The sequence below is a fragment of the Paenibacillus sp. OK076 genome (assembly GCF_900110055.1).
GTDB lineage: Bacteria > Bacillota > Bacilli > Paenibacillales > Paenibacillaceae > Paenibacillus.
In genome coordinates, this window is sequence record NZ_FOCH01000001.1 from 387,292 (window position 1) to 407,669 (window position 20,378).

General features: G+C 47.8%; 14 protein-coding genes. 9 read left to right on the plus strand and 5 right to left on the minus strand.

Annotated elements, in window-relative coordinates:
- Positions 1–53 precede the first annotated feature (53 nt).
- Positions 54–827 (minus strand): MBL fold metallo-hydrolase, encoded by a 774-nt coding sequence (locus BMY78_RS01650; RefSeq protein WP_090894070.1) that lies wholly within the window; start codon positions 825–827, stop codon positions 54–56.
- A gap of 127 nt (positions 828–954) precedes the next feature.
- On the opposite strand from BMY78_RS01650, the gene BMY78_RS01655 reads away from it, so the two are divergent.
- Positions 955–1,386, plus strand: coding sequence for an Lrp/AsnC family transcriptional regulator (locus BMY78_RS01655; RefSeq protein ID WP_090894073.1), 432 nt, complete (start codon positions 955–957; stop codon positions 1,384–1,386).
- 12 nt (positions 1,387–1,398) lie between these two features.
- Here BMY78_RS01655 and BMY78_RS01660 read toward each other — a convergent pair whose 3' ends face one another.
- The 3 genes from BMY78_RS01660 to BMY78_RS01670 form a co-directional block, all read right to left on the minus strand.
- Positions 1,399–1,914, minus strand: coding sequence for a hypothetical protein (locus BMY78_RS01660; RefSeq protein WP_090894075.1), 516 nt, complete (start codon positions 1,912–1,914; stop codon positions 1,399–1,401).
- Positions 1,915–2,019: 105 nt separating this feature from the next.
- Positions 2,020–3,765: an ABC transporter ATP-binding protein gene (locus tag BMY78_RS01665; RefSeq protein ID WP_090901879.1), complete on the minus strand. Its 1,746-nt coding sequence runs from the start codon at positions 3,763–3,765 to the stop codon at positions 2,020–2,022.
- Between the two features lie 106 nt (positions 3,766–3,871).
- A complete protein-coding gene (locus BMY78_RS01670; RefSeq protein WP_090894077.1) occupies positions 3,872–5,614 on the minus strand; it encodes an ABC transporter ATP-binding protein in 1,743 nt (580 codons plus the stop codon).
- Positions 5,615–5,973: 359 nt separating this feature from the next.
- On the opposite strand from BMY78_RS01670, the gene BMY78_RS01675 reads away from it, so the two are divergent.
- The 8 genes from BMY78_RS01675 (at position 5,974) to BMY78_RS01710 (ending at position 17,726) form a co-directional block, all read left to right on the plus strand.
- Entirely contained in the window at positions 5,974–6,897 is a 924-nt protein-coding gene (locus tag BMY78_RS01675) for an S-layer homology domain-containing protein (protein ID WP_063564589.1), read from the plus strand.
- Between the two features lie 1,194 nt (positions 6,898–8,091).
- Positions 8,092–9,063: an ABC transporter permease gene (locus tag BMY78_RS01680; protein WP_063564588.1), complete on the plus strand. Its 972-nt coding sequence runs from the start codon at positions 8,092–8,094 to the stop codon at positions 9,061–9,063.
- 16 nt (positions 9,064–9,079) lie between these two features.
- Positions 9,080–9,988 carry a carbohydrate ABC transporter permease gene (locus BMY78_RS01685; RefSeq protein WP_063564587.1) on the plus strand — a complete coding sequence of 303 codons (909 nt, stop codon included), beginning with the start codon at positions 9,080–9,082 and terminating at the stop codon, positions 9,986–9,988.
- A gap of 42 nt (positions 9,989–10,030) precedes the next feature.
- Positions 10,031–11,626 carry an extracellular solute-binding protein gene (locus BMY78_RS01690; protein ID WP_064640230.1) on the plus strand — a complete coding sequence of 532 codons (1,596 nt, stop codon included), beginning with the start codon at positions 10,031–10,033 and terminating at the stop codon, positions 11,624–11,626.
- Positions 11,627–11,659: 33 nt separating this feature from the next.
- Positions 11,660–12,946, plus strand: a complete 1,287-nt coding sequence (locus BMY78_RS01695) for an alpha-L-fucosidase (protein ID WP_090894080.1) — start codon at positions 11,660–11,662, stop codon at positions 12,944–12,946.
- 63 nt (positions 12,947–13,009) lie between these two features.
- Positions 13,010–14,032, plus strand: coding sequence for a carbohydrate-binding family 9-like protein (locus tag BMY78_RS01700; RefSeq protein ID WP_090894082.1), 1,023 nt, complete (start codon positions 13,010–13,012; stop codon positions 14,030–14,032).
- A gap of 7 nt (positions 14,033–14,039) precedes the next feature.
- Positions 14,040–16,673, plus strand: a complete 2,634-nt coding sequence (locus BMY78_RS01705) for a transglutaminase domain-containing protein (RefSeq protein WP_090894085.1) — start codon at positions 14,040–14,042, stop codon at positions 16,671–16,673.
- Positions 16,674–16,679: 6 nt separating this feature from the next.
- Positions 16,680–17,726: a glycoside hydrolase family 18 protein gene (locus tag BMY78_RS01710; RefSeq protein WP_090894089.1), complete on the plus strand. Its 1,047-nt coding sequence runs from the start codon at positions 16,680–16,682 to the stop codon at positions 17,724–17,726.
- Between the two features lie 113 nt (positions 17,727–17,839).
- Here BMY78_RS01710 and BMY78_RS01715 read toward each other — a convergent pair whose 3' ends face one another.
- Positions 17,840–20,140, minus strand: coding sequence for a helix-turn-helix domain-containing protein (locus BMY78_RS01715; protein WP_090894091.1), 2,301 nt, complete (start codon positions 20,138–20,140; stop codon positions 17,840–17,842).
- Positions 20,141–20,378: the final 238 nt, after the last annotated feature.

The following is a 20,378-nucleotide window of genomic DNA, read 5'->3' on the forward strand; positions in this document are numbered from 1 at the left end:
ATACTTAAGACCCGGAGACTGCCTTTTCGGCATAACATGTCTCAACGAAAATTTTACTCCAACCCGGCTCCCGGCCCAAACACAAAGCTCTCGCCATCGCGTGGAATGAGCACCTGTCCGTCCAATTGTTCGGATGCCAGATAACTGGCGAGGTCCATCCGGGACATCATGCAATGGTTAATGGCGTCCATATGCACAGCGATGATATGAGCATCCGGCGCATGGCGTTTCACTTCAGCTACGTCAGGTCCGTCCATCGTGATCGGATCTCCTTGCAGGAAGCGGGCACCGCCGGCATTCACCACAATCACCTCAGGTTGATATTGACGAATGGCCTCGGCTGGCTCTTCACACCAGATGGTATCCCCGGCGATATAGGCGACAGGTTCTTCGTCAGCTTCCAATACAAAACCAGACACCTTGCCCATACGTTCGCCGATTTCTCCGGTTCCATGTTGTCCTGAAGTGCGGGCCAAACGTACAGAATGATACTCATGTTTCTCATTCACGGCGGTAACGTTGGTAAATCCGGCTCCAGTGAACACGGCCTCATCTCCTGGCTGGCACAGCAGAGGTACATCCTTGCGGAGCTGCTTCGCTGCTGCTTCATCCCAGTGATCGGGGTGAGTATGCGTAACGATCACCAGATCCGGATTCACATAATCCGTTTCCGTCTCGGGTAAGGAGACTCTAGGATTGCGTAACTCATTGGGTGTGTTCGGGAAAGCAGGCATTACTTCTTTATCCATCAACATGGGATCAACCAGTATATTCAGACCCCCATATTCCAACCATAATGTAGCATTACGAATCAATTGAATTTTCATTGAAGCTGCACTCCTTCGGGAATTAATGTTATTATCCTATATGTTATACAACCCGTTTATGGGCGTAAATAACACACTGAAAGAAAACAGACCACTTTAATTTCAAGTTGAAAGGATTGCAAAATAGATGAATGAGACGATTGATGATACAGATATACGCATACTGAAATGCCTGATCCAGGACGCCAAACGCTCTCATAAAGAGATCGGCGAAGAGGTGCATTTGACCGGACAGGCTATAGGTGCGAGAGTACGCAAGCTGCATGATCTGGGTGTTATTGAAGGGTATACGGTAAAATGGAACCCGGAACGCCTCGGCTTGGGCCTGCAGGCATTTGTAATGATTTTTCTGAATTCCGGCGACCTACATGCCGCCTTCCGTGAATTTATGGCTGCACGTGAAGACATCGTGGAGGTTCACCGTGTCAGCGGAGAGGGCTGCTATCTGATGATCGTACGCACAGGAACAATGGAGCAGCTTGGCAGTTTGCTGGAAGCCATTTTGCCGTATGGAAATTATAGAATGAACCTGTCTGTTGGTATCGAAAAGTCGGAATGATGTGAGCTGAATTCAGATGTCCTGTTGCTGTTTCTCACGCAGCGTCTCCTGCAGAAGACCAACTGCTCGACTGAGCTCTTTTTTGGTTAGCAAATGATCGGTCTGGATATGACGCCGGGTGCCGTCTTTCAAATACAGGGCAATCATGGGGGAAGCAGACAATATCCATTTGCTGAAGGCGGGAGAGCCAATCTCAATTTTACGAATCTCATTCCAGGGAATGGTCCGTTTAAGGATACGAAGCCCTTCATCATTCCAGGATAATAACACAGGGGGACTTGCGATTGCCCGGGACAGAAACATAAAAAATATGGGCCCGATAAACCACATGCCAAGAATGGCTGCGATGGAATAATATAATGTCTCCAGTTGTTCAGCGTGATCTTCATAGATGATCCATAACAGGGTGACACATAATAGCAAGAACAGAAGACATATTGCTCCTTTCCATACAGCCGTGAAACGGCGATAGCCAATCTGTCGATGCTCCAGCTTCGACTCTGATGATTTATATAATTCAGGTTTCATAAATACGCCTCCTTAACATCATTTCCCAGAAAATATATCAAACATGCCGCCTGCATCGCAGAGCGGCACGTTCAACGTTTATTTAACCCCACTTGGTTCGATGAGCTATCCAGAAATAGCTGAATCATTACCGGCTTCACGAGCATGGGTGTAAAGATCAGCATATACCCCTTCAGCATCGATCAACTTCTGATGTGAGCCTTCTTCGACAATTTCACCATTCTCCATAACGAGAATCCGATCTGCATGCATGACCGTAGAGAGACGATGCGCAATAACAATTGTTGTTCTTCCCTGAGAGACGGATTCCAGCGCCTGTTGTACCAATTGTTCGGTATGCGAATCCAGATTCGCGGTTGCTTCATCCAGGATAAGCACACGGGGCTGAAAGACCACGATTCGGGCAAACGATATCAGTTGACGTTCTCCGGCGGACAGACCGCTTCCGCGTTCGGAAAGACGTGTATCATACCCTTGTGGCAAACGTGAAATCATGGCATGTGCTCCGACGAATCGGCAGGCCTGAATAGCCTGCTCTCTAGTAATATCCTCGCGGAACATTCGTACATTGTCAATGATGGAGCCCGAGAAAAGGAATGGTTCCTGCTGGATCAGACCAACGATCCGATGAAGATTGGCCTGCGGGAAATGGCGAATGTCTATGCCATCAATTTCAATGCTGCCCTGATTCACATCGTAAAAGCGATTGAGCAGGGAGATCAACGTACTTTTTCCAGCTCCTGTAGTGCCTACAATGCCCACCATTTCACCTGGATAGAGATGCAGATTCATATGCTGAATCAGGGGGCGATCTGCCCGATAACCGAACGATACATCATTAAAATCAATCTGTCCCATCACACTCCGTGGTTCAAGTGTGGAGGCAGTCCCGGGTTTGGGGTCAGCGACTTCCGGACGGGTACTCAGAATGTTCCAGATCCGATCCATGGATACGGTGGTTGATTGGAATGTGTTCCACTGCATGGTGATCTGGTTAATCGGCTGGAAGAACTGGCGGATGTAACTGATAAACGCATAGAGCACACCCACCTGCAATGATTCACCCAGCACGGCACGTCCTCCAAGCCAGACCATCATAACGAGCGCCGCATTGCCAAGGATATCAAACGTCCGGTTGAATATGACATTCGAACGGGCTTGTGTGATATTGGCCTTCAGGTGAAGTTGGTTCTGTTCCGTGAATCTTTTCTTCTGCTCTTCTTCCTGATGGAACGCCTGGATCAAAAACATGCCGGACAGGTTCTCTGCCGTGAATGCAATCAAACGGGAGAGACGAGTTCGGGCATTCTGATAAGCCCTGCGTAGTTGGCTCCGAAATAATACAGCAACGATGGCGATCACAGGCAGCACGATGAGAGAGTACCCTGCGAGTACCGGATCGAGCTGGAACATAAAGACGATAATTAGCACCAGCATCATGCCATCCCGGATGAGACTTAGCAGTACTTGAGTGAAGAAACTGCTGATCGTTTCCGTATCACTGGATACATTCGTCACCAGACTGCCGATATGGAAGCGATCGAAGAAAGACATCGACATTTTGGAGATATGCTTGAACAGGTCCTTACGAATGCGAGAGACGATGTTCTGACCGACATGTTGCAGCAGATTGTTTTGTACATAGGTAAAAATAAAGCTGATTACAGCCAGCCCCAAAAAGATAGCTGCCAACTGGACAAGAAAGCCTACACTAGTCTGACCAATTGCCAGATGATCATCGATCGCGATCTTCACCAGATAAGGCTGAAGCAGATCGGCGGAAATACCCAGCAGCGAACAGAAAAAGATACCTGCAAAGGCCCATTTATGAGGTTGGGCGTAGGACATCATCGCTTTGAAGGAAGTCCGCTTACTCTGGTCTGCGCCTGCATCGGAACCGGACCCATGGCCTGACGGTGCTTGTGCTCCCGCATCTGAACGAACTTCAGCGTTACGGTCAGTCATGATGTAATCCCTCCTCCTGCAAACGATAGGTTGCAGCATATAACCCTTTTGCGGCCATCAGCCCTGCATGTGTTCCCTGTTCAGCGATTCGGCCTTCATCCAGAACGATAATTTCGTCGGCATGCCGGACTGCACTGATCCGGTGGGAGATAATCAGCGTTGTTTTGCCTTTACCAATCTCACGCAGGCTGTGCAGAATGCCACTTTCGGTGACGGCATCCACAGCACTCATACTGTCATCCAAAATGAGTACCTGCGCTTTTTTGATCAAACCCCTCGCCAGACTGGTGCGCTGACGCTGACCGCCAGACAACGTGAGTCCACGTTCGCCCAGCAGGGTATCGAACCGATCCGGGAACCGGATAATGTTCTCGTATATCATCGCTTGTCGTGCGCTGTGCTCTACGGTGTCCAGCGGAACCTCGCGGTCACTAAAAGCGATGTTGTCCCGAATGGTTGTACTGAACAGGAATCCATCCTGCGGTACGTAGGCAATACGGGATCGCAGACTTTCCAGCGACAGCTGCCGAATGTCGGTGCCGTTAATGCGGATTGTGCCTTCAGGCGGCTCATATGTACGCAGCAATAGCTTCACAAAGGTACTTTTACCAGAACCTGTTTTACCCACAATACCCACGGTTCGTCCTGCCTGGATATTCAGACTGATATTTTTGAGCGCAGCGGATGAACTGCCGGGATAAGAGAAAGACAGATTCTCAATCGTAATGTCGTTCACGGCTTGGAGACTTGTCGCATTGGGAAGCTCGCGCACGTCAGGCACTTCCGTCAACAGATCATTTACCCGCTCAAGTGATGCTCCAGAACGCTGCATAGTATTGATCACATTACCGATTTGTTGAAGCGGTCCCATGATGATCCGCAAATATAACGTCAATGCGACAAAACTTCCGAGTGTAATGGAATTTTGCATCGTCAAAATTCCGCCGACAAGCAGGGAGACAACCAATGAAATGGCACCCAGTAGCGGTAGCAAGGCCTGAAATAGAGAGGACAGACGAACAAGCCGCAGCTGTTTACTTTTGATTGCATCTACTGTGAACCCAAATCGTTCACGGGCGCTGTCTTCAATGGCAAATGTTTTGGTTACACGAATACCACCGAGCTGTTCCTCTGCGGATTCCGTCATCGTTGCAAGAGCATCCTGCACATCACGAGAGCGCTTGCGAATTCGCGGACCGAAAAAAACGACCAGAAAGGGAATGGCCAGCAAAGGCACAATACTGATCAGAATAAGTTTCATCGGGATTCCGCTGAGCAGCATCATCACGATGCAAGATAATAATAGAAATGTTGCATTGGTCATCATGGTGACGCCGTTGGAGATGGCTTCACGTACAGAGGTAACATCATTCATGACGTAACTGAGCAGTTTCCCATTTCCCTGTTTGGAAAAATAGTACTCGCTAAGTTCGGAAAACTTGCCGAAAATGCGCTCGCGTGTCATGAATTCGAAGCGGCGTCCAAGCTTCATGATCATGAATTGTCCGGTACCGAATAACAGATTATAAGCGATGGCAATAGCCAAAAGCGAAAGACTGTACCGGATGACCGTATTCATCTGAAGTGTGTTCTGCATGAGTTGATCCGTGAAACTGCCCAGAATTCGGGGTAAGGACGCCTGACCCACATTGGAGGCAATAATCAGTAGTACAGCGAACAGATATACGGGCCAGTTGGCAATGACATAGCCTCGTAGTAATCCTTTCTTGGACATAAGATTTGTTCTCCTTTGTTCAGGGTGAGAGTCGGTTTGGAATCGGAGTCAAGAAAAGGGCCGACACCTGATAATAGCGCGTCGTGCCCTCTTACTTTATGCGATCCGGTTTGCAGTTTATCCGTTATTCGCTAGAATTCTCTATTCTTATTTTTGCGCTAAACGGTAAGGATGTCAACGAAGCAAGCAAGCATAATGGAAAGAAAGCAGATCGGCGCCCGTAGGGTAAGGGATATATGCAGTATTTCCATCATTTATTCACCAGATGTCGATTTTACTGAAACATTTCAGGGGGGGCTGCCGTCTGTAGGATTGAAGAGGTCAAAAATTGGGTTTACTAAATATGGAGGTGCCAAGAAATGAAACATAAAAAAGGATTGGCTGCAACGCTTGCGCTCTGCGTGTCTTTGACGGCAGGAGGTGCATCGGTACTTGCATTTTCGGATGTAAAAGATGAAGGACAAAAAACGATTGTGGACTCGTTACATTCCAAGGGTGTTGTTAATGGAGTAACGGCGGATCTATTTCGTCCGGATCTCGCATTGTCCGAGCCACAGGGTGTTCAACTGATTGTGAACGCTTTTGGTCTCAAAAATGAATACGCTGCCGCTTCGGCACAAAATAAAATTAGTCCAACGACTTGGTACGCCGATGCGGTTCAGGCTGCAACACAGAATGGTTTGTCCATTCCGGTGGAGTTGAATCCACAGGCCAAAATGACGCGTGAGCAGTTTGCCATTTTGCTCCTTGAAGGGATTAACACAACCGGAGAATATCCGGTGATCATGCTGTATAATGATATTAAGGACGAAAATAAAATCGGTAAGGACGCCAAATCTGCGGTCCAGAACCTGCTGAACATGGACATCATTGAACTGGATAAGGACGGAAACTTCCGTCCAGATCAGTCGCTTACCCGTATGGAGGCTGCAAGCATGATCTTCAATGCACTTGAATTTGTAGATAAGCACGGCAATGGCGGATCGACAGAACCGACTCCAACGAATCCAGGCGAAGGCCAACAAGGGATTGTGCCTACCGTGACATCAACCAAAGTGGATGACAAGACTGTAAAAGTCAAACTGACCGCGCAAATGCCTCATCCTGGTTATGGGTTGAAGATTGAAGATGTGAAACTGGAGAAGGATGGACGTGCCATCGTGCTGTATACGATTATCCAACCTGACCCGGACATGATGTATCCAATGGTTATTACCGATGTAACCGCAGAGACAGACATACCAACAGGATACACTGCAGAAGCACAGCCTTCTGGAAAATAATCAAGCCTTGCCAGCGTGCTCCGATCTGAGATCGGAGCGCGCTTTTTTTTATTTTTTCTGAAACCGACGATCGATATGAAAAAGCTTGCGTAGGGAGAGCGGCCGTCTTTCAGTTCGAATCTTGATTAGTCCGACTGAAAAGTATTGATTCTATTTATGTATGTTACATTTTGTAACTCGTAAGTAATTCAAAAAGTGAAATTAAGGTAATTGATGTTATGTTAAATAACATTAAGATTGTCGTGTATAAGATGTAAATCAATATCTATTGAGGTGATAAAGCCGCTTCATGTTAACGGAGCGGCTTTTTTTCTGGCCTGATCCGGAAATTATCATTCATTCAAGATCTCCATGTCATGTGCAAATTCAACATATATGACTGGATATACCCAGTGTTTATCTACGTTTATGTGCCTTGTAGCCAAGGGTGAAAACGACATATTTACGGAGACGGGAAGAAACTCATAGAATAAAGCCAAGCCATAAGGGAGCTTGATGCAGGTGGTAAATGTGTGATAGATAATATTACATTTATGTGGTTGAATTAAATCTATCCTTTACTTTTCCTAAGCATCAAGAGAGAAAAGGTGCGCCTCACCCATTACAAGAGCAGACCGAAAGACATTAGAAGGTCAAATGCATGAGGAGGAGGTCGAAACACAGTAGCAATGAAGAGGAACTTCTATTACATTCAAGATGGTAATGCGCTATGCATGCTAAGACCTTGCGACCTGTATGACCGATGTGAATCCAGAATGCGACCTACACATGGAATAGCTCTTTCCTAAACATATGTGGGTTTTGACTTTAAGGTCTGTTTCTCAACTTTCATTCAGATCGGACATCTCTCAAGTTCATGCGAAGCTACTCCAAACGACAACTTCAAGAGGGAAATGGGTCAAATTCCACATGTTTTATGTCTCCGAAATGACAATGACAAGCTGGAACCAAAAGCGTAAACCCCTGTTTTAACAGTACTTTCCGTGTTTTTAAGAGTGAAGATCGAAATAGCATATTTACGAATTCGGAAATGATCCATAAACTCAGTATGTAAGCGTTACCAATTTGCGAGGGGAACAAGGGCCTCGCATGATAGAAATGTGGTCCGGGACTCATTCCTTACATTTGAACAGGAGTGTTTCGCTCTTCTTACAAAACGGACGGATTTTCATTTAGAAAAGGAGGAAACAACTGATGCAGCCAGAAGGGAAGTCCGCCTTGTCGCAAAACCTATCGGTGTACACGATTCCGAACCGCAAGAAAAATAAATTATGGAGAAGGATGATTCGAAACTGGGAGTTGTATCTGTTTATCGCGCCAGCATTTCTATACTTTCTGATTTTTCATTACGGGCCGATGTACGGCATACAAATCGCATTCAAAAACTTTATCCCGACGCTTGGTGTTACAGGAAGCCCGTGGGTTGGTTTCGATCATTTTATCCGCTTCTTTAATTCGTATTATTTCTGGGATTTGTTATGGAATACCCTCAGTATCAGCTTGTATGAGCTGGCTATAGGTTTTCCACTGCCGATCATTCTGGCGTTAGCCTTCAATGAAGTAAAGGACTCCTTCTTCAAACGTACCGTACAGACGGTCACGTATGCACCACATTTTATTTCGGTCGTAGTCATGTCGGGTATGATCATTACCTTCTTGTCACCTTCGTCAGGCATGATTGTCAATTTGGTGGAGGCTCTTGGATTTCAGGCCCCTCAATTTCTGACGGACCCTGCGTGGTTCAAGACGGTGTACGTACTCTCAGGTGTCTGGCAGAGTGCAGGCTGGGGTACCATTATATACCTCGCAGCTCTCTCGGGTGTGGACCCTCAACTGCATGAAGCTGCCGTGGTGGATGGTGCGAGTCGGTTTAAGCGGATTCTGCATATTAACATTCCAGCGATCATCCCTACGATCACCATTTTGTTAATTCTGAATATGGGCAGTATTTTGGGCGTCGGATTCGAGAAAATTTTACTGCTGCAAAATCCGTTGAACATGGGTTCGTCCGATGTCATCTCGACATTTGTCTATCGGTCCGGTCTGGTCGATGCACAGTACAGTTTCTCCACAGCTGTAGGATTGTTCAACTCGGTAGTTAATGCGATTCTGCTGATTACGGTGAACCAAATTGCACGTCGCACCAGTGAAAACAGTTTGTGGTAAAAGGAGGGGAAAACACATGTCAACCGCGGTTAAGGAAAGCAGAAGCGATAAAGTGTTCTTATGGTGCAACTACATCTATCTGACGATAGCGCTCGTCATTGTGCTTTACCCGCTGTTATACATCATTAGCGCCTCAATCAGCGATCCCAAATTTGTAAGCTCCGGTGAGATGTGGCTGCTACCCAAAGGAATTACGTTTGAAGGGTATGCTCGCGTATTTGAGAACACCAACATCTGGATTGGGTACAAAAATACGATCATCTATACCGTCGTAGGTACACTCGTCAACCTGATGGTCACTCTTCCGGCAGCCTACGCGCTCAGTCGCTCTGATTTTGTGGGACGCGGATTCTTCATGGCGATGTTTATGGTAACGATGTTTTTCAGCGGAGGGCTTGTCCCGAGCTACCTGCTGATTAAGGATCTTGGTATGGTGAACAGCATGTGGGCTCTTATTCTGCCAGGAGCTGCATCTATCTGGAATATTATCGTATGCCGTACGTTTTTCCAATCGACCATTCCCAAGGAGCTGCAGGAGGCGGCCCATATCGACGGGTGTACCAACACCCGGTTGTTCATCCGAATTGTGCTTCCGCTCTCCATGCCGATCATTGCCGTGATGGCGCTCTTCTACGGAGTCGGACACTGGAACAGCTATTTCAGTGCCATGATCTATTTAAATGATTCCTCGAAGTATCCGCTGCAGCTCTTTCTTCGCCAAATCCTGGTACTTCAGGAGATGGCAGCACAGGGCGGTGGAGCTATCGATACCTCTTCAGCAACGGCGATGAATTCCAAAGCGGAAATTGCTGCGTTGGTCAAATATGCCGTCATTATTGTTTCAACCTTACCTGTGATTGCGATTTATCCATTCCTTCAGCGTTACTTTGTACAGGGTGTTATGATCGGTTCCGTCAAGGGATGATCTTAAACCATAATCCACACTAAAAAAAGGGGAGTTGTCGTCATGAAAAAGCTTCGCAAGGCTTCATCCATTGTACTCTGCCTTACCCTATCCGCAGCATTGCTTGCAGCTTGTGGTTCCAATGAAGATGGAGGTTCTGCGACTTCAAATGTCGAAGGGGTCAAAAAAGAAGGATTCCCGATTGTGGACAAACCACTTACGTTAAAGGTCATGTCCCAGGATGCGGGTGTTGCCGACTGGAACACGATGCCAGTCCTGCAAGAGATGGAGAAATTGTCAGGCATCAAGCTGGAGTATCAGCTTTCGCCGATCGACAGCTTTGAAACAAAGAAGAACCTGGTATTCGCAAGCGGCGATTTACCGGATATGTTCTATGCTGCGGATCTCAAGCCAGCTGAGCAGGTTACTTATGGAACTCAAGGCATTCTGATCCCACTGGAAAAATACATTGATGAGGGCTACGCCCCCAATATTAAGAAGATTCTCGACGAAAACCCGGATGTTCGCAAATCATTTACAACGCCTGACGGACATATGTATGCACTGCCATTTATTGATACGGCTGCCGTATGGTACAGAGGCCCGATGTGGTATAACGGGGAATTCCTAAAAGCACTTAATGTAGAGGAACCTAAGACTACGGAAGAATTATATACGTACCTGAAGCGTGTTAAGGAAGAAGACCCTAACGGCAACGGACAACAAGATGAAATTCCGCTTACTTCTGTAAAACTGGATGATCTCCGTATGTACTTCTTCGGATTCTGGGGAATGTACAACGAAGGAATCTATGCGGATAAGGACGGAAAAGTTCACTATCCTTACCAAGAAGAAGGCTACAAAGGTTATCTGACGTTCATGAACCGCTTGTGGAAAGAAGATTTGCTGGATCATGAGACCTTCTCCCAAACCGGCGATCAGAAAAAAGCAAAAGGCGAAAGCAACAAGCTTGCGCTGTTCAATGACTACCATCCATACTTCACACTCGGCGGCGAGCCTAGCACAAAACATCCGCTGATGACACCCGTGAAGAGTGAGATCGCAGACTCACCTGTATACGGTAAACACCCAGGCATATCGGCACGTGGTACCTTTGCTATTACTAGTAGCAACCCGTCCCCTGAGGCAACTATGCGTTGGATCGATTATATGTACAGCTATGATGGGGCGACCCTGTTCAATCAAGGTCCTGAAGGTCTGCTGTGGAAATTCAAAGACAAGGAAAATCTCGTAAAAGAGTGGCTGCCTGTTCCTGGCGGCGGGGATCGTGAGGAATATCGCGGTAAAATCACGCCGAACTATGGCATTTTGACACCGGGTATTAATGATCCGGATATAGCGAAAGGTCTTCGCACCGAATTTGATGAATGGCTTGACCAGCAGAATCAAGAGAAGTTGGTGCCTATCGGAAAATCACCATTCCCTAACGTTTATTTAACAAATGAAGAGCAAAGCGAAGCGACCGCTTTATTATCTGATCTGGATACGTACGTCAAGCAGATGGAAGCGAAGTTCGTAACAGGCCAAGAGCCGCTTGAGAACTGGGATAAGTATATTGCGCAGATCAAAAAAATGGGCAGCGACCGTATCGTTGAACTGTATCAAGGGGCCTACGATCGCTGGAACACAGGCCAATAAGAACAAGGACTCCAGAAAGAGGTGTGAACAAGGATGCAGAAATGGTTTGAAGAGGCCAAGCTGGGAATATTCATCCACTATGGCATCTATGCTGTCGACGGGGTTTCGGAATCGTGGTCCTTCTATAATGGAAGGATCTCTTACGAAGAGTACATGAAGCAGCTGGACGGCTTTACGGCATCGAAGTTTAATGCGGAGAAGTGGGCGGACTTGATTGAGAAATCCGGAGCCCGATACGCCGTGCTGACAACGAAGCATCATGATGGTGTTGCTCTGTGGGATACGCAGTATAGTGACCTCAATGTCGTTAAACAGACACCAGCGAATCGGGATCTCGTGAGGGAATATGCGGAAGCAATTCGGGAGAAAGGCATACATCTAGGGATGTACTTTTCGCTGATTGATTGGTCGCACCCGGATTATCCTAGCGTGTTTGAAGGTGGAAAGGTACCAGAGGATCTCAGCAATGTCAATCGGCATACAAGTCCTGTAGATGGTGTTCAGGATCAGGAGAAATGGGAGAAATTCCTTGAGTTCAATAACCAACAGCTGCAAGAGATCATGACGAATTACGGAAAGGTGGATCTGCTGTGGTTCGATGGGGACTGGGAGCGGAGCGCCGAGCAGTGGAATCTGCCGGAGTTCAAGCATTACCTGCAATCTTTGAACCCGGATGTCATCATCAACTCCCGCCTTCAAGGTTATGGGGATTATAAAACGCCAGAGCAAGGTATTCCGATTACAAGACCAGAGGGACCATGGGAGTTCTGCACCACGATCAACACATCATGGGGCTATGTGCCAACAGACCATAAATACAAATCGTTAAATCAGATCATTCGGATGTTCTGTGATTGTATTTCAATGGGGGGCAATATGCTGCTGGATATCGGTCCACGCGAGGATGGCACCATTGATAAGAGGCAGGAGGATATTCTGCTTGGGCTGGGAGAATGGATCCGAACCCATGAAGAGGCCGTCTTCGGAACGGGTGAAGGTATTATGCCTCGCTATTATCTGGGGGGAAGCACCGTATCCGAGGATAGAAAGGCATTGTATCTGTTTGTTTATGACGATCCAAAAGAGAATGTATGCATCAAGGGACTATGCAATAAGATCAAGAAGATTACTGTGCTGCATTCGGGCAAAGAACTTAACCATGAGATTCATGGGGGCGTGCCTTGGTTCAATATCCCGGGGACAACGTGGATCAAAATGACTCCGGAGGATACACATGAGCAGGTGACGGTTCTTAAGCTCGAATTCGACGAGGAACTGGAAATGTACGGCGGTTCAGGGGCCGTTGTTACTCATAACTAACATTACGGGAGGGCATGCACCTATAGATGCATGCCTTCCCTCATGAAGCGGAGAGAGAGCGATATGAACCAAAGTGGAGTACCTGAGCCGAAGATTGAGTATGCTCCCAAACATTATATATGCAAGCGTGCGCAGGAACCGCTGATGCTGGACGGCTGCGTAGATAAGGCGTTCTGGGGTGCGGCCGATTGGACGGAGAATTTCGTTGATATCGAAGGGGATCTTCGTCCGAAACCCGGAAAACAGACTCGGGTAAAAATGCTGTGGGATGACGACTATTTCTACTTTGCTGCCGAACTTATTGAAGATCAGATATGGGCTACGTTGACCGAGCGGGATTCTGTTATTTTCTATGACAATGATTTTGAGATTTTTATCGATCCCGACGGGGATACCCATCAATATTATGAGTTCGAGATCAATGCGCTGAATACAGTATGGGACCTGTTATTGGTGAAGCCATATCGGGATGGTGGACCTCCGGTCAACGGTTGGGATATCAGCGGTCTTAAGACAGCCGTACATATCGATGGGGAGCTGAACACACCTGGCGCCGATAACCGAAAATGGAGCGTCGAGGTCGCGATTCCCTGGACCAGCCTAAAGGAATGTGCCGAAGGTAACCGTCCGCCAGCACCGGGTGAGTTCTGGCGTGTCAACTTCTCACGGGTGGAATGGCAGACTGAGGTGCAGGATGGTGAGTACCGCAAAGTGCTGAATCCGGATACAGGCAAACCTTATCCGGAGGACAACTGGGTCTGGTCGCCCATGGGTATTATCAACATGCATTATCCGGAGCTATGGGGATATGTCGTATTTTCGGATGACGGAACGGATCAGCCCTTTGAGCTGCCAGAAGATGAACGAATTAAATGGGAGCTTCGCAGACTCTATTACCGTGAACGCAATTATTTTGAAGCCCATGGTGAATTTATACAAGATGTGAAGTTACTTATGGGTGAGGAATCGTTGATTTGCCAGCCTGTAATTGAAACGACCCGTAGCCTATTCCAGATTAGTACGCCTTCCTCGGATGGCACTACCTTAATCTGTATTCGGGAAGACGGAAAGCTGTGGAAGGAGTGAGCTAGCGATGACCAGCCAAACCTTGGTGTTCTCAATGGATGCACAGTCCTTGGAGCGGATCGAGCAGAAGTTCCAGGAGAAGTTAAACATTGCGGATACCCGCAAAGATAAGCTGTTTCATGTGTTTCAGCAGCCATTAACTGAAGAAGAGGCATGGGCTTTGAAATATGTGTATGCCTACATGCCAGTGAACGACCTGGCTGATTATGATGGGGAACTGTTCCTCAGTCATGTGCGTCGGGCACTGGACATTCGCAAGCGTGTGCCTTGGGGGGAGCGCGTACCAGATCATCTGTTTCTGCATTTTGTGCTTCCCTATCGAATCAATACAGAGAATATTGAAGATTTCCGTGGCATTATCTTTGACGAGTTGGCCGACCGGACAGCGAAGTTATCCATGGCGGATGCCATTTTGGAGACCAATTACTGGTGTCATGAAAAAGCGACTTATATTGGCAGTGATCTGCGAACGATATCGCCACTGACGATGATTCGAAATGCCCGCGGCCGCTGTGGAGAAGAATCCACGCTGGCGGTAGCCGCTCTTCGTAGCATCGGCATACCTGCCCGTCAGGTCTACACACCACGCTGGGCTCACTGTGACAGCAATCATGCTTGGGTAGAAGCCTGGGCGGACGGCCAATGGTATTACATTGGGGCATGCGAACCGGAAGCCGGATTGAATCAAGGATGGTTCAGTCCACCAGCCCGCAGGGCCATGCTGATTAATACGAGAATATTTGCCGACTATCCGGGACCGGAGGATATAACACTCTCCGAGAAGGGATATACGGAGATCAATTTACTGGAGAACTATGCGCCAGCGCATACCATCTGCGTGAAGGTGATAAATGAGCAGGGTGCGCCCGTGTCTGAAGCGAGTGTCCGCTTTGAGGTATACAATAGTGCTGAATTTTATCCGATCGCCGAAATCAAGACGGACGCACAAGGAGAAGCTTCCTTTAAGACAGGTCATGGCGACCTAGTGATTCGTGCGGTTAGTGGTGGCAAGTGGGGTGAAATTCTATTCAAAGCTCAGGAAGTCGCTCATGTTGAGCTCGTGTTGAATTCGTTAGAGCAGCCATCAGGGATCTTGAATTTTGATATGGTTCCTCCTCCGGAAGGGGAGGGAGAAGTAGTGGCTTCGTTACCAGAAGAGAAGATCCTGAATCACAACCGCCGCCTGGAAGAAGGTACGAAGATTCGGAGTGGATATGAGGATACATTCCTGAGTGAGGAAGATGCATATGCATTGGCTCATACAACTGGACTGCCTCCGGAGCGCGTACGGGATATTCTACAGAAGGCACGGGGCAACAGCCGCGAAATCGCTGCTTTCCTAGAGGGGCGTTCCGGTGAATTTGGCGAGTGGCCACTACAGTTGCTGGAGTCGATGAACGAAAAAGATTTGATCGACACTTTTCGGCCGACACTGGACGATCATCTTATAGGTTCACTCTCGCAGCGTGGACAATGGGCAGAAGAGACGTTTGTGAAGTACATCCTGTGCCCAAGAGTCTCCTATGAAATGATGGTGCCTTATCGATCCGTATTCCAGAATGCTTATTCCGAGGAAGAAGCAGCGGCGTTCTGGGAAGATCCTTCGAAGCTTGTATGCAAGCTGGAACAGAGCTATTCGTATTATGAGGATCTCCCTAACTTGAAAGGCAAGGGAAACCCTGTAGGTACTTACAGCCTGATGAAGGGAGATCCACAGTCGCTCGATATTCTGTTTGTCGCTGTGTGCCGCAGTTTGGGCATTCCGGCCCGATTGCATCCGAGCGAGCAGAAACCGCAGTATCTTAGTGACAAAGGCTGGGAGGATGCAGTGTTCAGTCTAACTTCTTCTCGAAATCAGGAGAGCTCAAGCTGGGGAATGCTGCAACTTCTCAAGGATTCAGAGGCTCGGGAGGATGCGCCGGCTGCATCCTATGCGGAGAATTTCTCGTTGGCCCGTCTGGAGGATGGCGTGTACAAAACGCTGATTTATCCATATGGTCACACCGATGTTTATAGCGATCCATTTGAGGTTGAACCGGGAGCTTATCGCTTAACGACCGGTATCCGTCTGAAAGATGGAACGGTAAGAGTCCGCTTCATCTACTGCACCGTTCGCGCCGGAGACACCACAGAGGTAGTACTAACTTATCGCGAGACGGTGGTAGACATCCCTGTGCTGGGCAAACTGGCAACCGGCAATGAGTTGACTCGTCTGGATGGTTCAGAGGTGGTACTGAAGGATCTTTTGGGAGCTGAGGGGGCCATTGCTGCTTGGATTGAACCAGAACGTGAACCGACCAAACATCTGATTCGTGAGCTGTGTGAGCTGGCTGAGCCGTTGGATAAGCTGGGCGTGCCAATCGTGCTGGTAATCGGAGATACAGAATGGAACACCTCCTTTGACTCTGCTGCTTATCCGAAGCTGCCGGTATGTACGATTTTTGTACGGGATTCAAGCTATGCGTCCTTGTCCGGTTTCATTTCGAAACCTGCCGCTCACGAAGCGGGCTATCCGCATCTGTTCGTGCTGGATCATCAGGATCAAATCCGATACTTGGCCTCCGGCTACAAGATTGGTACAGGCAAGGAAGCTCTGCAGATTGCTGCTGCGATATCTCAATCATTGAATGGATCGGAGTGAAAGCGGATGACGAAATATATTGCTGCTGGTTATGTCGTCGATTCTGTTCTTCCCGACATGACGGATGAGGATCTGTTGAAATTAACACATCTGAATGTAGCCTTTGGTCATGTCAAGAATGATGAAATCACCACCGAGCATTTAAAAAACGGAGAGGTTGTCCGTAATATTAAGCGGGAGCATCCCAATCTAACGGTGCTGCTGTCCGTGGGCGGATGGAGCGCTGGTGGTTTCTCTGAAGCCGCCTCAACGCAGGCTGGGAGGGACAGCATGGCTGCATCGGCGGTTAGAGTGCTGGAGGAATATCCTTTTGACGGAATCGATCTGGACTGGGAGTATCCTTGTTACGGTGAAGCCGGTATCGCATCAAGTCCTGATGATAAGCGGAATTTCACCTTACTTCTCAAGACGATCCGGGAAACGCTGGATGCCAAGGGCTCCGAGGATGGCCGTCATTATCTGCTCACCATTGCGGCTGGGGCTGATCAATACTACGTAGACGGTACCGAGATGGCTGAGGTGCAGCAGTACCTGGACTTTGTGCAGTTGATGACCTATGATATGCGCGGCGGTTTTCAGGTTCTGACCGGACATCATACGAATCTGTATACACCAACCGGAGATCTGTTCCGAATTAGTACAGATGCCTCCGTGAACCTGTTCATCCGCGCCGGCGTACCGAAGGAGAAGATCGTTATCGGCGCTGCGTTCTACTCCCGGATCTGGACTGAGGTTCCTGACCGAAACCACGGCCTTCACCAAATGGCCGGTAGCACAGGCGGCTACGGTCCGGCATTTGCCGAACTGGAAGCGAAATACATCAACAAGAATGGTTACATTCGTTATTGGGATGAGGAAGCCTGTGCACCGTTTCTGTTTAATGGGTCGAGCTTCATATCTTATGATGATGAAGAATCGATTCAGTGCAAATGCGATTACGTGAAGGATCAGGGACTGGCCGGCATTATGTTCTGGGAATACGGCTGTGATCCGACTCATCGTCTGCTGGGTGCAATACATCAAGGGCTTCAAGATGTTCCGGTAAAGAAATAGAAGAAGAGCGTCAGTTGCGAAGGATCGGCTTGCCTATATGAGCCAAAAACATACAAAACCTCCCCCAACCAAAAGGTTGGGGGAGGTTTATATTTATTTTACGAATCCATTCATTAACCAAGGCATTCCTCGTCATCGTCATCCGGGGAATCGGAGGAGTCGTTGGGACGGTGTATTTTGCGGTACTGCCCTGGGGTATAACCCGTTTCTTTCTTGAATTTACGGATGAAGTTCGGTGTGTCCAGATAACCCACGCGCGTGATGATATCTTTTAACGGGTCGGTCGTATGCAGCAGCAGTCTTATGACCTCATCCATCCGTTTCTGCCAGATATATTGGGTGAAGTTCATACCGATCTTCTCTTTGAAGGAACGGCTGAAATACGATGAAGAGATCGTGAATTTCGATGAAATTGTACCCAGGCTGAGGTCATAATCCGAGAAATTGGCATCAATATAAGCAACGATTTCATCCATCAGGGAGCTTTCTTCCGTCTCGCTCTTCGCCTCGACATGGGCACAGATCTCGGAGGCAAGTCCTGTCAGTTTTTTCTCCAAATCCTCCAACGAGTCGTAGGAAGTGATCCTTGGAAGCTGATTAACCACGTGATGAATGCCAAGCTCCGAGGCCGTTTTGAGCATCGTATTCAGAATATCGAAGCAGATGCAGCGCAGCAGCGGTACAGACGGCATTTCGGATTTCAGCGTATTCAACGCGGTTGATACCATCTGAACCGCCACATCGTAACTGCCCTGTTTCAAGCTCTGAACCAGTTTCAGCAGCACATCCTTAGGGACCCAGAAGGAAGAATCCTCTTCACTAGAGCCGGAAAGGGCGTTGAAGAAGGTGCTGCTGCCTTGTCCGTGCAGCATAGACGCTTCCAGCGCGGTTGATGCCTCGATATAGGATTGGTTCAGCTGTAATGGAGAATTATAGCTGTTGCCGATCCCGATCGCGGGAGCGATTCCGACGTGCTCTGTCACCATTAATTGCAGTGATTCAACAATAGACGCCATACGAGCATTCAAGCTTGATTCATGCCCGACTTCGGCATCAAATCCGACGATGAGGGCTACTTGGTCTGGCTGTGGAAGCTCCACGCCATAAGCATAAGCAGACAACTCCGGCAGTTCCATATCGTTGATCAGCTGCATGATAGTACGCTGTTCGGGATGATCTACGATGGGAAAAGCATGCATTTCCCATCCCAAAGTCATGACAAAATAATGGGACCGGTTAAAGCGTATGCCGAGATTGTCCGTAAACTCAGAGGGGAGCTCTCCGATATGACCATGCTTCAGTAACATAAGCAGAATATGATTACGAGCGTAGGGCTCCTGAAGGTCCACACGCTGGCTGTAATCATGCAGCGTTTTTTTGATCCATTCCAGCTCGTTGCTGGTTGTGGATGGTTCAGGATTATTCTTTAAACGGATAAACTCCATCAAGTCTGAAATCGGATGGTATTGTCTGCGAGCCAACAAAATGGCGAGGAAGGTGCCCATCACCACCATGAAGGAGAAAACAAGAACAACAAAGGTACGAATATGAACAATTCGGCTGAAAAATTGATTGCTTGGCATCGCGGTTACATAAGTCCAGCCGGCGTCTGATTTGACGGATACAACCGAATGCGGTTCTTGATTTAAGGAGAGGCTGTGTGTTCCCGGCTCAAGTTCAAACAGAGCTTTGACTTCCTGTTCGGTAATGGTCTCCCCCTTATAATTGGCGGCCAGCACCTGCCCATAATTATCGAAAATATAAGTCATCCCATGGTAGTCGCTGAGAATGGAATCAATCAATCCGGTCAGATTGGACTCGTGAATCAGGTACATGACAGTGCCGTGGGCGGGCGTATTATTAGGTGCAATCGGTACAAGGTAGGCCAGCATGGAATTGGGTACTTTGGTTCCTTGAACGACTTGTTCAGCTGGTCGTATCGTGGGAAACTGAACGTTATTCAAATCCCGGATCATATCCGTTTTGTTCCATGTATTAAATTTGTAGCGGCCCGTGAATACATCCAGGTTCTCAGAGCCCTGAGACGAGTAGATGCTATCATCTCCGCGGAAGAACAGAAATAGCTCATCGATAATGGAACTGGTGGCTTTATATTTGACCAAGGCACTAATCGATTCCCGACTATAATAGGGATGGTGTGTCCAATAACGGGTTAGCTGCTCATCATAGGCGATACGAAATGCGATATCCTGCAATTCCTTCATGCGGTCATCAATGACCGTTTTTGCTTGGGTCAACTGATTGACATTGGTCTGTTCGATCTCTGAACGGAGTGTGTCCACAGCATTGTGATAAATAATGATGGTTAATATAACAAGAGGGATAAGGAAAATGGAGATATAGGATAGCGTGTACTTAAGCAGAAGCTTGGACTTGAAGTGATTCCATTTCATATCTGCAACCTCCCGTTTTTCTTTAGAGCTGCAGCGATAGCGCTCTCATAAAGACAATGAAGTATTACCATGGTGCCGAGCTGCTGGGTGTTCCTACTAAAAATATTAGGAGAACTTCTCTAATAAATCAATGAATCTTTTCTGAGATTTAAGGGGGAGTCATGCAGAACGTTTCTTGAGCGGATCGAGGGATTTAGCCATAGCAAAATCCCCTTCAAGTTCACTCCTTTCCTTATGT

What these genes read in the sequence shown, in the direction of transcription:
- BMY78_RS01655 (WP_090894073.1), top strand. Translation starts at nt 955, where the DNA reads ATGAATGAGACGATTGATGATACAGATATACGCATACTGAAATGCCTG.
- BMY78_RS01670 (WP_090894077.1), bottom strand. Translation starts at nt 5,614, where the DNA reads ATGTCCAAGAAAGGATTACTACGAGGCTATGTCATTGCCAACTGGCCC.
- BMY78_RS01665 (WP_090901879.1), bottom strand. Translation starts at nt 3,765, where the DNA reads ATGATGTCCTACGCCCAACCTCATAAATGGGCCTTTGCAGGTATCTTT.
- BMY78_RS01705 (WP_090894085.1), top strand. Translation starts at nt 14,040, where the DNA reads ATGACCAGCCAAACCTTGGTGTTCTCAATGGATGCACAGTCCTTGGAG.
- BMY78_RS01660 (WP_090894075.1), bottom strand. Translation starts at nt 1,914, where the DNA reads ATGAAACCTGAATTATATAAATCATCAGAGTCGAAGCTGGAGCATCGA.
- BMY78_RS01690 (WP_064640230.1), top strand. Translation starts at nt 10,031, where the DNA reads ATGAAAAAGCTTCGCAAGGCTTCATCCATTGTACTCTGCCTTACCCTA.
- BMY78_RS01715 (WP_090894091.1), bottom strand. Translation starts at nt 20,140, where the DNA reads ATGAAATGGAATCACTTCAAGTCCAAGCTTCTGCTTAAGTACACGCTA.
- BMY78_RS01685 (WP_063564587.1), top strand. Translation starts at nt 9,080, where the DNA reads ATGTCAACCGCGGTTAAGGAAAGCAGAAGCGATAAAGTGTTCTTATGG.
- BMY78_RS01710 (WP_090894089.1), top strand. Translation starts at nt 16,680, where the DNA reads ATGACGAAATATATTGCTGCTGGTTATGTCGTCGATTCTGTTCTTCCC.
- BMY78_RS01680 (WP_063564588.1), top strand. Translation starts at nt 8,092, where the DNA reads ATGCAGCCAGAAGGGAAGTCCGCCTTGTCGCAAAACCTATCGGTGTAC.
- BMY78_RS01700 (WP_090894082.1), top strand. Translation starts at nt 13,010, where the DNA reads ATGAACCAAAGTGGAGTACCTGAGCCGAAGATTGAGTATGCTCCCAAA.
- BMY78_RS01675 (WP_063564589.1), top strand. Translation starts at nt 5,974, where the DNA reads ATGAAACATAAAAAAGGATTGGCTGCAACGCTTGCGCTCTGCGTGTCT.
- BMY78_RS01650 (WP_090894070.1), bottom strand. Translation starts at nt 827, where the DNA reads ATGAAAATTCAATTGATTCGTAATGCTACATTATGGTTGGAATATGGG.
- BMY78_RS01695 (WP_090894080.1), top strand. Translation starts at nt 11,660, where the DNA reads ATGCAGAAATGGTTTGAAGAGGCCAAGCTGGGAATATTCATCCACTAT.